Raw genomic sequence first — 12,625 nt, 5'->3', positions numbered from 1 at the left:
TCCCCGAAAACTCGGTAAACTGCTCGTGTTTCACTGTCGGACCCAGAAATACAAGTGAATGCTCGTATTTGTCAACGAGGAGTGCCATGGCTGAACGCACGGTCCGCCGGCAGGCGCGCGGCCTGAAGCGCATGGCCGAGATCCTCGACGCCGCCGAGCTGGTGATCGCCGACGTCGGCTACCCGGAGCTGACCACCAACCAGGTCGCCGCGCGGGCGGGGGTGTCGCCGGGGTCGCTGTACCAGTTCTTCAGGAACAAGGAGGAGATCCTGGACGGGCTGGTCGCCCGCTACACGGTCGACCGGCAGGAGTTCTGGGCCGGACGGCTGGCCGCCGTCACACCGGAGGTGCCGCTGGAGGTGCTGGTGGGGCAGCTCGTGGACGAGAGCGTGCGGTTCAAGAGCGCGTCGCCCGCGTACTGGTCGCTGCTGTACGGCACGGCGACGGGTGACCAGCTCGCGGCGGCGTCGCAGCGGCTGCACGAGGACATCGCGGGGCACCTCGCGGCCATGCTGCGGCGGCGCTCCCCCGAGCTGCCCGAGGAACGCGCCCGGCTGGCGGGCACCATGGCGCTGGCCACGGTGAAGGCGGTGATGCCGATGATCACGACGGCGACGCCCGAGCGGTCGGCCGAGCTGGTGGCCGAGCTCAAGCTCATGCTCGTGCGCTACCTGGCCACCTGAGCGGGCGCTGCGCCGGGGGTGGCGTCAGGCAGGAGGCAGCGTCAGGCACGGAGGCGTCCCGCGCCAGAGCATCAGCGCGGAAGTGGCGTCAGGTGCGGAAGGGGCCGCTCACCTCGAACGTGTGCCCCTCCGTGCGCCCGCGCCTGGCCGAGAAGTACAGCCGCTCGCCCCGGGGCGAGAACGCCAGCCCGGTCAGCTCCGCGCCGTCGTGCCCCTCCAGCCGGAGGAACGGCGTCACCGCCCGATCAGGCGCGATCACGTCGATCTCGGCGCGCTCCCTGGCGACGTACAGATCACCGGAGGGCGCGGCGGTGATGGCGCGCACGCCCTCGCAGAGCCGGTCGAGCGTGGCGGTCTGCGCGTCGTACGCCCACAGGCCGGTGTCGCCCTTCGTGGTGAAGTAGCACACGCCGCCGGCGTAGTGGCAGCCGTCGCCGCCGTCGAAGTGACGGGCGTCCTCGACCTGGTGGCGGGCCTCCAGCACCAGGGCGGCCGGCGAGGGCACGGCCTGCCAGCGGCCCGAGGCGCACAGCACCTCCAGCGTGCCCTCCGTCAGGTCGCCCCAGTCGCCCGGCCTGAACCGGTAGAAGCAGCCGTCGGGCTCGTCCTCGGTCATGTAGATGACGTGCCGCTCGGGGTCGCAGGCGGCGGCCTCGTGCTTGAAGCGGCCCATGGCCAGCCGGGGACGGGCGGCGCGGGCGCCATACGGGTCGCACTCGAAGACGCGGCCCCGGTGGCCGAGCTCGCACGACAGCCAGGTGTGCCACGGCGTGGCACCGCCCGCGCAGTTGAGATCCGTGCCCGACAGGATGCGGTAGGCGTCGCCGATGCTGCCGTCGGCGCGGAAGCGCAGCGCCGAGGCGCCGCCCAGCAGCGGCAGCTCGGAGTTGCTCACGTAGATCCAGCCGTCGCCGTCGGGGAAACAGGCGCCGCCGTCGGGCGCCGCGTGCCAGGTCAGCCCGGCGACCTTCTCGCCGGAGCGGGCCACGACCCGGCCGGTGAACCCTGGGGGCAACGCCAAACCGCCCGTGCCTGCCAGGCCGAGCGGACCGTACGGGCTGACGCCGCCCGGCACGAGCGGGCCCGTGCGGAGGAGAGTCTTGCGCGACATCGTGGGGCCTCCCTCTAGGTGCCACGCTAGTCGACCGCACCGACATGAATGGCAGGGACTCGCGACATCAAACTCTGCGCAAACCCCGATCCCGTTCGCCGCGCGGTTCTCGCGCGGTGACTTTCCGTACAGGCGTTGACGGTACGCCAGGCGGCGACCTGCCGTGTCGTGATGACCGATGTCGGTGGGCTCGAGTGCGTGGGCCTCTTCGGAGCCGGGTGCCGGTGACAGCACCGTGGCGGGCGCGGAGACGTCCGGCCGGCATGCGAGAGCCCGGGCAGCAGGCCCGGGCTCGCTTCGCGACGGTCAGCGCTGCGCCTGGAACATCCAGTGCTGCTTGTCGATCTCCTGCGCCACGGCGATCAGGAGGTCCTGGCTGACGGGGTCGGCCTCCTCGGTGGCCCGGATGCGCTCGTACATGCGCTTGCTGATGCCGTCGAGCACGTCCGTGATCGTCGCCAGCACCTTCCCGTCCTCGATCCAGCCGCTCTCCGGCTGCTGGAGCTTGCTGGAGCGGGAGATCGTGGCGGCGCGGCCGTCCGGGTTGACGCCGAGGGCGACCGCGCGCTCGGCGATGGTGTCCATATGGGTACGGGCCAGCGCGACGACCTCGTCGAGCTGGAGGTGGATCGAGCGGAAATGGGTACCGACGAGGTTCCAGTGCGCCTGCTTGGCGACCAGCGACAGGTCGATCAGGTCAACCAGGGCGCCCTGGAGGGCCTCGGCGACAGTGTTCTTCGCGTCGCCCGAGAGCGGGCCGGTGATGGTAGCCATGTCTAACTTCCTCCCCAGCGGTCGGAATTTACACATTCAAGAACGTAAAGGACACGTCGAATCTTCCTGCCCCGGCTGTCATTGACAGTGTAATAGTGACAGTGTCATCGTGGTCCTATGAGTGACACCTGGACGATCGGCGAGCTGTCGGAGCACGCGGCGCGCGCCCTGCGCGCCGGCGCGCCGGCGCCTGTCAACGGGCGGGTCCGTGATGTCCCGGGCGAGCGGCTGATCAGGTGGTACACCACGATCGGGCTCGTGGACCCGCCGCTCACCCGGCGCGGGCGGGTGGCCCGGTACGGGCGGCGGCATCTGCTGCAGCTCGTCGCCGTGAAGCGGTTGCAGGCTGCCGGGCGGTCGATCGCCGAGATTCAGGCGGCGCTCGCGGGTGCCACGGATCGGATGCTGGAGGCGGCGGCCCGCCTGGAGTCGCCGCCCGCGCCGCCCCAGGACGGCCCGTTGCCCGTACCGCCCCAGGACGGCCCGTCGCCCGTACCGCCGCTGGACGGTCCGTCGCCTGTGCTCCGGCCGGACGGTGGCGAGCCCGTGCGTGGCCGGTTCTGGGCCGAGCGGCCGGGCAGCGGCGCGACGCACGCCCGCGACGCAGCGCCCGCGCCCGCGGCCGAAGCGCAGGGCACCACCGTGCCCGGCACGCCATACAGCGCGGGCAGCCCGAGCCAGCCTGGCGACCCGCGCCCGCCCCACAGCGCAAGCCGGTCCGACCGCCCGCGTAGAGGTACGGCCCTGGCACGGGAGCCAGGAGCGAGGCCCACCACCGCCCCCGGACATGACACCGGCGCAGTAGTCACGGGGATCAGGCTGGGCAACGGGGTACGGCTCGTGCTGGACGCGGGCCGGCCCCCCACGGAGGAGGACGTTCAGGCGGTGCTGGCGGCGGCGCGACCGCTGCTCGCGGTGCTCGAAGAGAGGAAGCTGACATGAGGATCACTTCGCTGGAGCCCGCACGGTGCCTGCCGGTGCCGGACGCCGGGTTCGGCGCGCTGCTGACCGAGCGCGGCAACCTGCCGCTGGAGAGCGTGGACGTGTCCGCCGCCGTCTCGGGCCTGATCGCCGGGGTGGAGGTCACCCAGGGCTTCAGGAACCCGTTCGACGTCACCCTGGAGGCCACGTACGTCTTCCCGCTGCCCGACAGGGCGGCCGTCACCGGGTTCCGGATGGAGGCCGACGACCGGGTGATCGAGGGCGTGCTGAAGGAGCGCGGCCAGGCCAGGGCCGACTACGACCAGGCGCTGCGGGAGGGCAGGCGGGCGGCGATCGCCGAGGAGGACCGGCCGGACGTGTTCACGATCAGGGTGGGCAACATCCTGCCCGGTGAGCGCGTCTCGGTGCGGCTGACGATGAGCCAGCCCCTGCCGTACGAGGACGGCGCGGCCACGTTCAGGTTCCCGCTGGTCGTGGCTCCGCGCTACGTCCCGGGCAGCCCGATCGACGGCCCGCCGGCCGGTGACGGCACCGCGCCCGACACCGACGCCGTGCCCGACGCGTCCAGGATCAGCCCGCCCGTCCTGCTGCCCGGCTTCCCGAACCCCGTCCGGCTGTCGCTGGCCGCCACGATCGACGCGGCCGGGCTGGAGCTGCGCGAGCTGGCCTCCAGCCTGCACGTCGTGGAGGAGGAGGGCCACACCGTACGGCTGCGCCCCGGCGAGCGGCTCGACCGGGACTTCGTGCTGCGGCTGTCGTTCGACACCTCCACGTCGTTGCAACTGGACGGCCGGGGCACGTTCGCGCTCACCGTGCTGCCCCCGCCCCTGGAGGGCACCCGCGCGCCGCGCGACCTGGTGCTGCTGCTCGACCGCTCCGGCAGCATGGGCGGCTGGAAGATGGTCTGCGCCCGCCGGGCCGCCGCGCGCATCGTGGACACGCTGACGCCGCAGGACAGGTTCGCGGTGCTGACCTTCGACTCGGTGGTGGAGCAGGCGTTCGAGGGGCTGGTGGAGGCGTCCGACCGCAACCGGTACCGCGCGGTGGAGCACCTGGCCGGGGTGGACGCCCGCGGCGGCACCGAGCTGCTCGAACCGCTGCGCCAGGCCACCACCCTGCTGGGCGGCGCGGAGAGCGGGCGCGAGCGCGTCGTGGTGCTGGTCACCGACGGCCAGGTGGGCAACGAGGACCAGATCCTGGAGCAGGCGGGCGGCGCGCTGTCGGCCATGCGCGTGCACACCGTGGGCATCGACCGGGCCGTGAACGCCGGGTTCCTCGGCCGGCTGGCCGGGCTCGGCGCCGGGCGGTGCGAGCTGGTCGAGTCGGAGGACCGGCTCGACGCGGCCATGGACCACATCCACCGCAGGATCGGCGCGCCCCTGGTCACCGACCTGTCGCTCAAGGACCTCGACGTCGAGCCCGGCACGGTCACCCACCTCGGCTCGATCTTCCCCGGCGTGCCGCTGCGCGCGTACGGGCGCTACCGCGAGGGCTCCTCCGTCACCGTGCGCGGCACCGCCGCCGGGGCGCCGTGGGAGGAGCGGGTGCCCGGCGTGACCACCGACAATCCGGCCATCCGCGCCGTGTGGGCGCGGGCGCACCTGCGCGAGCTGGAGGATCGGTACGCCATGGGCGAGCACGACCTGGAGCAGCGCATCGTGCGCACGTCCCTGGAGTACGGCGTGCTCTGCCGGTTCACCGCGTACGTGGCGATCGACACCAGGCAGGTCGCCGGCCAGGGGCCCGAGCATCGGGTCATCCAGCCGGTGGAGCCGCCGAGCGGCTGGGAGCTGCCGAGCGCGGCGCCGGCGTTCGCGGCGGGGATGACGCTGGCCGCCGCCCCCATGGCGGCGCCCAGGATGCGCATGCCCGCTCCGGGGCTCAGCCAGGCCGACCTGGACCAGGGGTTCGTGGGTGGAGGCGCACCGGAACTCGGCGGGCCCGCTCGCGACCTCACCGGCGGTCCTGCCGGCGCTCCCGGCAGCGGTCCTGGCGGGGCTCCCGGTGGGGCTCCTGTCGCCGGGCGGCCGGCGTACGGCGGGGCGCCGCGGCCGAGCGGGCCGCCGATGCCCGCTCCCCAGGCCCCCGGCGGCCCCTGGCGCAAGTCAGGCGGGCGGCCGACCCACCGGCTGGAGTCGGTACGGCCCCAGCTCGCCGCCGAGCTCGACCGGCTCAACGCCCTGGCCGTGCCTGACCTGCTGTACCTGGCGGACCTCGGCACCCGGCTGGCCGCGCTGGCGGCCTTCCTCGGCGGGAACGAGGACCTGGAGACGCTGGCCCGCGAGCTGGAGGCGGCCGAGCGGCCGGGCGCGGACGCGCAGGCGCTGCACGATCGCGCCGTCGAGGTGCTGACCGCGCTCACGGGCGGCGGCTCCGCGCCGTCCCCCCAGCCCGGCCCTTCGGACGGCCGCCGCCGGGGCCCGTTCTGGAAGCGCGGGTGATCAACCGCGCCTGACCGCCTGCGCCGCCACCGTCACGTCGCGGTGGCGGCACAGGCATGCACGGGCACCGTCACCTCTCGGTGGCGGCGCAGGCGTGCGCGGACACCGTCATGTCGAAGCCCCCACCCACCTTCGCCCCCTCCCCTCACCCGCACTCCCCCACAGCGCACATGAGCGTCTGTCCGATCCGGTCACGCTGTTCTACAGTCACTGAGCATGGCGACCTCCCGCGCCCCGCTCCCCTTCACCGAGGCGGTGTCCGCCACCGTCGCGCAGAGCACGAGGTCCGGCTTCTTCTTCGACTTCGACGGCACGATCGCCCCCATCATGCGAGATCCCGCCGCCGTCTTCCCGGTGCCCGGCGCGGTGGAGCGGCTGCGGGTGCTGGCGGAGCTGGTGGGCAGGGTCGCGATCGTCTCGGCCCGCCCGGCGGCGTTCCTGTGCGAGCGGCTCGCCGGCGTCCCCCGGCTGGGGCTGTTCGGCCTGTACGGCATGCAGAGCGTGGTCGACGGCCGGGTGCGCACGGAGGCGGAGGCCGGGGCCTGGGCTCCGGTCATCGCCAGGGTGGCCGCCGACGCCGCCCGCGAGCTGCCCGGCGAGGTGCTGGTGGAGGACAAGGCGCTGATGGTGGCGCTGCACTACCGCTCCTCGCCGTCGGCGCGCGGCGCGGTGGAGCGGTGGGCCTCGGCGAAGGCGGCCGAGCTGGGGCTGCGCGAGCAGTACGGGCGCATGGTGGTCGAGCTGAGGCCGCCGGTCGAGGGTGACAAGGGCACGCTCGTCGCGCGCGAGACCGAGGCGCTCACCCGCGCCTGGTACTTCGGCGACGACCTGTCCGACGGCCGGGCGTTCGACGCGCTGCGCGGGCGGGAGGAGCGGGACCCGGCGTTCCTGGGCATCAGGGTGGCGGTGGCGAACGGGGAGACGGGCGACGAGCTGGCCCGCCTGGCCGATTTCACGATCGACGCCCCCGAGCACACCCCGGCCATGCTCGATCACGTCATCCGGGCATTCCGGGCGACCCCGTACGCTGGATGAAGTGACGACACTTGTCCTGGACGGCGGGCTGGCCACGCGGCTGGAGCAGCTCGGCGCGGATCTGAGCGACGCGCTGTGGTCGGCGCGGCTGCTGCTGGAGGAGCCCGCGCTGATCAGGCGCGCGCACGCCGACTACTTCGCGGCGGGGGCCGACGTGGCGACCACGGCCAGCTACCAGGCGACGCTGCCGGGGTTCGAGCGGCGCGGGCTGGACGTGGTGGCGGCCGAGCGGCTGATCCGGCTGTCGGTGGAGCTGGCCTCCCAGGCGCGTGACGAGGCCGGGCGCGGGCTGGTGGCGGCCTCGGTCGGCCCGTACGGCGCCTACCTGGCCAACGGCGCCGAGTACACCGGCGACTACGACCTCGACGAGGACGGCCTGTACGCCTGGCACCTGCCGCGCTGGGAGATCCTCGCGGCGGCCGGGGCGGACCTGCTGGCCTGCGAGACCATCCCGTCCGTCGCCGAGGCGCGGGCGCTGGCCGCGCTGCTGGCCCGCACGCCGGAGGTGAAGGTGTGGGTGAGCTTCTCCTGCCGCGACGGCGAGCGGCTCAGCGACGGCACGCCGATCCGCGAGGCGGCCGCCCTGTTCACGGGAAACCCGCAGGTGGTGGCCGTCGGCGCGAACTGCACCGCGCCGCGCCACATCCCCGGCCTGATCTCCTGCCTGGCGGGCGGCCTGCCCGTGATCGTCTACCCCAACTCGGGCGAGTCGTGGGACGCCGCCGCCCGCCGCTGGCAGGGCCTGGCCGACCCGGTCGAGTACGGCATGGCCGCCGCGCAGTGGCAGCGGGCCGGCGCGTCGCTGATCGGCGGCTGCTGCCGGACGACGCCCGAGCACATCAGGCAGATCCGCGCGTGGCTGCCCTGAGCCACCAGGCGGTCAGCAGCGCTCCGGCCAGGACGACGGCGGCCACGACGCGGTAGCCGGTGTGCATGCCGTACGTGGCCATCACCGTCCCCATGACGGCGACCCCGACGGCGCTGCCCAGCTCACGGGTGGCGCTGTTGAGGCCGGAGCCGAGCCCGGCCCGCTCGGACGAGCTGCTGGCCGGGATGGGGCTGTCGCGCCGGATCGCGGGGTCGACGCCGACCCGGCGCACGCGTGGCTGCGGGAGCGCGTACGCGAGGTGTTCGGCCACCGAGCCGCCTGAGCGCTCCTCCCCCGGAGCCCCGAAGCCCTGGAGCCCCGAGCACGGCGGGAGAGGAGCGGACGCCCGGGAGCCGCGTCAGGCGGTCGCCGTCGCGGCGCTGCGGCGGCGGGTCAGGACGCGGTCGAGCGCCAGCGCGCCGCCCCCGGTGAAGCCGACGGCCAGGCTCGCCGCCGCCAGCGCCAGCACGAACTCGTAGCCGCCGTCGCCGGCCAGCCCGTTGGCCCCGTGCACGAACGCGATCGCGCCCAGCATGTCGAGGGCCAGCAGGGTGCCTGCGATCGGCAGCGCGACGCCCAGGATCAGCGCCAGCCCGCCTGCCACCTCCAGCACGGCCACCGCGGGCGCGGCCAGGCCTGCCAGCGGGATGCCGACGGACTCGAAGAACTTGGTCGTGCCCGCGATCCCCATCGTCGCGAACTTCTGATAGCCGTGCACCAGGAAGATCACCCCGATGGCGACCCTCGCCAGCAACAGCACGACGGGACGCGCCTGATCCACCATGTGGACTCCCTCGAAGGTTGTTCAGATTTGAACGACGACTCTAGCAGTGATTTGTTCAAATTCGAACGACAGTACACTGATTCGGTGACGGACACCCGATGGCTGGACGCGACCGAGATGGCGGCATGGCGCGCCTTCGTGTCCACCTCCCACCTGCTCGAGCGGCGCATCGAGGAGCAGCTCAAGGCCGACGCCGGCCTCACGCACCCGCAGTACGAGATCCTGGTGGTCCTGTCGGAGTCACCCGGCCATCAGATGCGTATGACCGAGCTGGCCAGGGACGTCGTGGTGTCGAAGAGCGCGCTGACGTACCAGATCACCCAGCTTGAGAAGGCGGGGCTGGTCGAGCGGGCCACCTGCCCGTCCGACGAGCGCGGCGTGCTCGCCGTGCTGACGGAGAAGGGGATGAGCCGCCTGCGGCAGGTGGCTCCCGGGCACGTCGAGGTGGTGCGCGCCTACCTGATCGACCGGCTGAGCCGGGAGGAGCTGCGGGCGATGACCAGCGCCATGCGCAAGACGGAGGAGGCCTTACGATCCTCCGCGTGACCGCCTCGCGGACGCGCGGAGATCATCGGCTCGGGCGGGGACGCGGTGAGCGCCTCCCGCGCGGATCACTCGCTCTTGCCTGCCGAGGCGGCGGCGCGGGCCGCCCGTTCCATCTCGACGCGGGCGCTGGCGGCGTACTTGTCGACGTACTCCTGGCCCGACAGCTCCATCAGCGCGTACATGATCTCGTCGGTCACCGCGCGCAGCACCAGCCGATCGTCCTCCATGCCGTAGTAGCGGGAGAAGTCGAGCGGCTTGCCGAACCGCACGCCCGGCCTGATGCCCAGCTTGGGCAGCAGCCGCCCGGGCGGCATCATCTCGTACGTGTTGATCATCGCCCACGGGATCACCGGCACCCGTGACTCCAGGGCGAGCCTGGCCACCCCGGTCTTGCCCTTGTAGAGGCGGCCGTCGGGGGTGCGGGTGCCCTCGGGGTAGATGCCCAGGATGTTGCCCTCGCGCAGCACGCGCAGCCCGGTGCGCAGGGCCGCCTCGCTGGCCTTGCCGCCGGAGCGGTCGATCGGCACGGTGCCGACCCCGCTGAAGAACAGCCGGGTGAAGAAGCCCTTGATGCCCCGCCCGGTGAAGTAGTCGGCCTTGCCCAGCGAGATCACCTTGCGCCGGATCTGCAGCGGGCCGAAGAAGTGGTCGGCGAAGGACAGGTGGTTACCGGCCAGGATCGCGGGCCCCTGCTTGGGCACGTTTTCGGCGCCCTCGGTCCACGGCCTGAAGATGAGGTGGAGGAACGGCCCCAAGATGGCCTTGACCACCCAGTAGAACACCCTGGCACCTCTTCCTGCGCACTTCTCGTCGGCGGGCATTGTCAGCAGCGGGCAGAGTCATCTTCGCATCTCGACGGCCGTGCTCCTACATCAGCTCTCGCACAAATACCCCGGAACGTGCGACGATCGGGCCGTTCCGGCGGAAATTCCCGGAATGAAACGGCACCGAGGAGCTGTTATGCCGCTCATGCCAGGCGCGGAGCCCTACCACCACGAAGCAGGCCAGATCGGCGTGCTGCTGTGTCACGGCTTCACCGGCACGCCGCAGTCCCTGCGACCGTGGGGTGAGTACCTGGCCGGGCACGGGGTCAGCGTCTCGCTCCCCCGCCAGCCCGGGCACGGCACCAGGTGGCAGGAGATGAACAGGACGCGCTGGGAGGACTGGTACGCCGAGGTGGAGAAGGCGTTCGCCGACCTCCAGGGGCGGTGCGCGGAGGTGTTCGTGGCGGGGCTGTCCCTGGGTGGCTGCCTGGCGCTGCGGCTCGCCGAGGTGCACGGCTCCGCGATCAGGGGCGTGATGGTGGTCAACCCCTCGATCGCCAACGACGTGCCGTTACTGAAGCTGGCTCCGCTGCTCAAATGGTTCGTGCCGTCGGTGCCTGGCGTCGCCAACGACGTCAAGAAGCCCGGCGCGCGCGAGCTGGCCTACGCCCGCACCCCGGTGAAGGCGGCGGCCTCGCTGCCGGGCCTGTGGTCGCTGGTGCAGGCCGACCTGGCGAAGGTGACACAGCCGCTGCTGGTCTTCCACAGCACGGAGGACCACGTGGTGAAGCCGACGAGTGTCGCGATCATACGCGCGAAGGTCCCGCAGGCCACGATCGAGGAGCTTACCGATAGCTACCATGTTGCGACGCTTGACAACGATGCCGACAGGATCTTTGCCGGGAGCCTCGACTTCATCCGGACACATGCCTCGGTACCCTTGCAGAGGGACTGATCGCACCCAGGGGGAAGTCGCGATCGCTGCGGAGAGGCCCATCTAGGTGACGCCCCAGAGTGACGAGGACGAGGTCTGGCGGCAGATCGTCGCGTCCTTCAACGACACCGCCGAGCGCGACTCGGCCGATCAGCCATGGCCGGACAGCGAGAACGTGCCTGCCGAGCCGACCCGCCGGGTGGTCAGACCCCCGGAGGAGGAGCCCGCGCAGCACGGCACCGCCCTCGACGACGGCCCGCTGCTGGACCGCAGCGACGGCGACGACGAGGAGGAGGACGAGGGCCACTTCGAGCCTCCGCCGCCGCCTCCGCTGCCGAAGCTGGACCTGCCGACCAAGCTGGCCTGGGTGGCGCTGTTCGGCGGCCCCGCCTATCTGCTGGTGGCGGCCATGGCGAGCTGGCACATGGAGGGCTGGGCGCTGTTCACCGCGGTGGCGGCGTTCATCGGCGGGTTCGTGGCGCTGGTGGTGCGGATGGGCGACGGCCCGCCCAACGACTCCGGCTGGGACGACGGCGCCGTCCTCTGACCCGTTACGGCTGCTGACCCGTTACGGCTATGACTTCGACGTGGTGGTCCTGGGCGCGAACGACTCCACCACGTCGGTGTAGCGGTCCTTGGTGTCGACGGCGTGCCCGACGGCCCAGACCGTGCTCTTGCCCGCCAGGTAGGCGACCGCCTGCAGCCGCACGCTGCTCCTGCCCTTCTGGGTGCCGCCCCTGATGACCTCGCACTCGCCCTTCTCGCAGCGCAGCATGAACGGCTCGGCGGCCCGCTCGGGGTCGTAACCGGTCATCCAGTAACGCCCCTTGCCGTCGCCGGTCACGCCGTACAGCCTGGCCTCGGAGTCCGGCAGCCGCAGCTCCCGCCACTGCTTGCCGTTCCAGATCAGGGCGAGCGGCGAGATGTCGCCGGGGCCGCGGTAGATCCCGCCGACGGCCAGCGCCCGCTTGGAGCTGTCGACCTGCACGTCGCGCAGATATCCGCCGGGGACGGAGGGCAACGTCATGGACTTCCACGAGCCGCCGGAGTAGTGCAGGACCAGCGGCTCGGTGCCGGTGTCGCCGACGGCGAACCCGCTGGAGACCGCGTACAGGGCGCCCTTCTCCTTGGTCTCGTGCACGCTCCAGTCGTTGCCCTCGCCGGTGACGATCAGCGCGTGCTTCTCGCGGCTGCCCACCGCCACGACCTTGCCGGACTTGGCGTCGATGCCGCTCAGCCAGTCGCCGGCCCGCAGGCAGGGCGGGCGCACCCGGTCGGAGCCGACCGGCGGGCAGAGCGGCCTGACCCGGTCGAAGCCGGCCTGGTCGCCGTGCGCGAGGTAGGGCACGCCGTCGTGCCCGTCGCCGACCGCCCACACGTCGGACGCCGAGGCGGCGGCCAGCGCGCGCAGGTTGCCCGCGGCGGTGTTGTCGCGGATGCCGACCTCGGCCCACCTGCTGCCGTTCCAGTGGCGGATGGTGCCGCGGTTCTTCCAGACGTCCCAGATCTCCTGCTGGCCGACCGCCCACACGTCGCCCGGCGAGATCGCCAGCACGTCGGACAGGGAGCCGTCGGCCTGGAGGCGCACGCTGGTCGACTGCTGCCACGCCTCGATCTGCGTGGGGCGGGGATCGGCATGCGCGGCGGGCGTGACCTGCGTCCAGGCCACGAACGTCGCCAAGATCAAGGAGAGCGCACGCCGCTGAGAGCGACGGGTCATGAGGAAATGCTACGGGCTGGAGA

Annotated in this window: 14 protein-coding genes; 8 read left to right on the top strand and 6 right to left on the bottom strand. The window is 72.6% G+C overall.

Annotation, left to right across the window (positions count from 1 at the left end; all coding sequences use genetic code 11):
- Nucleotides 1-86 precede the first annotated feature (86 nt).
- Complete coding sequence (locus LCN96_RS17815) at nt 87-683, top strand: TetR/AcrR family transcriptional regulator (protein WP_225273829.1); 597 nt, start codon at nt 87-89, stop codon at nt 681-683.
- An 88-nt stretch (nt 684-771) separates the two neighbouring features.
- Here the strand turns inward: LCN96_RS17815 and LCN96_RS17810 are convergent, their stop codons facing one another.
- Nucleotides 772-1,794: an alkaline phosphatase PhoX gene (locus LCN96_RS17810; RefSeq protein WP_225273828.1), complete on the bottom strand. Its 1,023-nt coding sequence runs from the start codon at nt 1,792-1,794 to the stop codon at nt 772-774.
- Nucleotides 1,795-2,100: 306 nt separating this feature from the next.
- Nucleotides 2,101-2,568 carry a Dps family protein gene (locus LCN96_RS17805; RefSeq protein ID WP_225273827.1) on the bottom strand — a complete coding sequence of 156 codons (468 nt, stop codon included), beginning with the start codon at nt 2,566-2,568 and terminating at the stop codon, nt 2,101-2,103.
- Between the two features lie 117 nt (nt 2,569-2,685).
- Between LCN96_RS17805 and LCN96_RS17800 the strand changes: the two genes are divergently transcribed.
- The 4 genes from LCN96_RS17800 to mmuM all read left to right on the top strand — a co-directional run bounded on the left by LCN96_RS17800 (nt 2,686) and on the right by mmuM (nt 7,854).
- On the top strand, nt 2,686-3,510 hold the full coding sequence (locus LCN96_RS17800) for a helix-turn-helix domain-containing protein (protein ID WP_225273825.1): 825 nt from the start codon (nt 2,686-2,688) through the stop codon (nt 3,508-3,510).
- On the top strand, nt 3,507-5,951 hold the full coding sequence (locus tag LCN96_RS17795; RefSeq protein WP_225273823.1) for a VIT domain-containing protein: 2,445 nt from the start codon (nt 3,507-3,509) through the stop codon (nt 5,949-5,951). Before LCN96_RS17800 ends, LCN96_RS17795 begins: the two co-directional genes overlap by 4 nt.
- Nucleotides 5,952-6,167: 216 nt before the next feature.
- A complete protein-coding gene (gene otsB / locus LCN96_RS17790; RefSeq protein ID WP_225273822.1) occupies nt 6,168-6,986 on the top strand; it encodes a trehalose-phosphatase in 819 nt (272 codons plus the stop codon).
- Between the two features lies 1 nt (nt 6,987).
- Nucleotides 6,988-7,854, top strand: coding sequence for a homocysteine S-methyltransferase (gene mmuM / locus LCN96_RS17785; RefSeq protein WP_225273821.1), 867 nt, complete (start codon nt 6,988-6,990; stop codon nt 7,852-7,854).
- Here the strand turns inward: mmuM and LCN96_RS17780 are convergent.
- Nucleotides 7,826-8,125, bottom strand: a complete 300-nt coding sequence (locus LCN96_RS17780) for a hypothetical protein (protein ID WP_225273820.1) — start codon at nt 8,123-8,125, stop codon at nt 7,826-7,828. The genes mmuM and LCN96_RS17780 overlap by 29 nt on opposite strands.
- Nucleotides 8,126-8,212: 87 nt before the next feature.
- Complete coding sequence (locus tag LCN96_RS17775) at nt 8,213-8,638, bottom strand: DoxX family protein (RefSeq protein ID WP_225273818.1); 426 nt, start codon at nt 8,636-8,638, stop codon at nt 8,213-8,215.
- A gap of 84 nt (nt 8,639-8,722) precedes the next feature.
- Between LCN96_RS17775 and LCN96_RS17770 the strand changes: the two genes are divergently transcribed.
- Nucleotides 8,723-9,184: a MarR family winged helix-turn-helix transcriptional regulator gene (locus LCN96_RS17770; protein ID WP_225273816.1), complete on the top strand. Its 462-nt coding sequence runs from the start codon at nt 8,723-8,725 to the stop codon at nt 9,182-9,184.
- Between the two features lie 65 nt (nt 9,185-9,249).
- On the opposite strand, the gene LCN96_RS17765 is transcribed toward LCN96_RS17770, so the two are convergent.
- Complete coding sequence (locus LCN96_RS17765; RefSeq protein ID WP_225273814.1) at nt 9,250-9,966, bottom strand: lysophospholipid acyltransferase family protein; 717 nt, start codon at nt 9,964-9,966, stop codon at nt 9,250-9,252.
- Between the two features lie 178 nt (nt 9,967-10,144).
- Here LCN96_RS17765 and LCN96_RS17760 point away from each other — a divergent pair, with 178 nt between their 5' ends.
- Together LCN96_RS17760 and LCN96_RS17755 are read left to right on the top strand one after the other, a co-directional pair.
- Nucleotides 10,145-10,903, top strand: coding sequence for an alpha/beta hydrolase (locus LCN96_RS17760; protein WP_225273813.1), 759 nt, complete (start codon nt 10,145-10,147; stop codon nt 10,901-10,903).
- A gap of 46 nt (nt 10,904-10,949) precedes the next feature.
- Nucleotides 10,950-11,429, top strand: coding sequence for a hypothetical protein (locus LCN96_RS17755; RefSeq protein WP_225273812.1), 480 nt, complete (start codon nt 10,950-10,952; stop codon nt 11,427-11,429).
- Between the two features lie 27 nt (nt 11,430-11,456).
- Here LCN96_RS17755 and LCN96_RS17750 read toward each other — a convergent pair whose 3' ends face one another.
- Nucleotides 11,457-12,602, bottom strand: a complete 1,146-nt coding sequence (locus LCN96_RS17750; RefSeq protein ID WP_225273810.1) for a hypothetical protein — start codon at nt 12,600-12,602, stop codon at nt 11,457-11,459.
- Nucleotides 12,603-12,625 lie beyond the last annotated feature (23 nt).

This window comes from Nonomuraea gerenzanensis (assembly GCF_020215645.1).
Lineage (GTDB): Bacteria > Actinomycetota > Actinomycetes > Streptosporangiales > Streptosporangiaceae > Nonomuraea > Nonomuraea gerenzanensis.
This window is presented reverse-complemented; position numbering and strand designations above follow the sequence as displayed.

What these genes read in the sequence shown, in the direction of transcription:
- LCN96_RS17815 (WP_225273829.1), top strand. Translation starts at nt 87, where the DNA reads ATGGCTGAACGCACGGTCCGCCGGCAGGCGCGCGGCCTGAAGCGCATG.
- LCN96_RS17800 (WP_225273825.1), top strand. Translation starts at nt 2,686, where the DNA reads ATGAGTGACACCTGGACGATCGGCGAGCTGTCGGAGCACGCGGCGCGC.
- LCN96_RS17810 (WP_225273828.1), bottom strand. Translation starts at nt 1,794, where the DNA reads ATGTCGCGCAAGACTCTCCTCCGCACGGGCCCGCTCGTGCCGGGCGGC.
- LCN96_RS17775 (WP_225273818.1), bottom strand. Translation starts at nt 8,638, where the DNA reads ATGGTGGATCAGGCGCGTCCCGTCGTGCTGTTGCTGGCGAGGGTCGCC.
- LCN96_RS17760 (WP_225273813.1), top strand. Translation starts at nt 10,145, where the DNA reads ATGCCGCTCATGCCAGGCGCGGAGCCCTACCACCACGAAGCAGGCCAG.
- otsB (WP_225273822.1), top strand. Translation starts at nt 6,168, where the DNA reads ATGGCGACCTCCCGCGCCCCGCTCCCCTTCACCGAGGCGGTGTCCGCC.
- LCN96_RS17805 (WP_225273827.1), bottom strand. Translation starts at nt 2,568, where the DNA reads ATGGCTACCATCACCGGCCCGCTCTCGGGCGACGCGAAGAACACTGTC.
- LCN96_RS17750 (WP_225273810.1), bottom strand. Translation starts at nt 12,602, where the DNA reads ATGACCCGTCGCTCTCAGCGGCGTGCGCTCTCCTTGATCTTGGCGACG.
- LCN96_RS17795 (WP_225273823.1), top strand. Translation starts at nt 3,507, where the DNA reads ATGAGGATCACTTCGCTGGAGCCCGCACGGTGCCTGCCGGTGCCGGAC.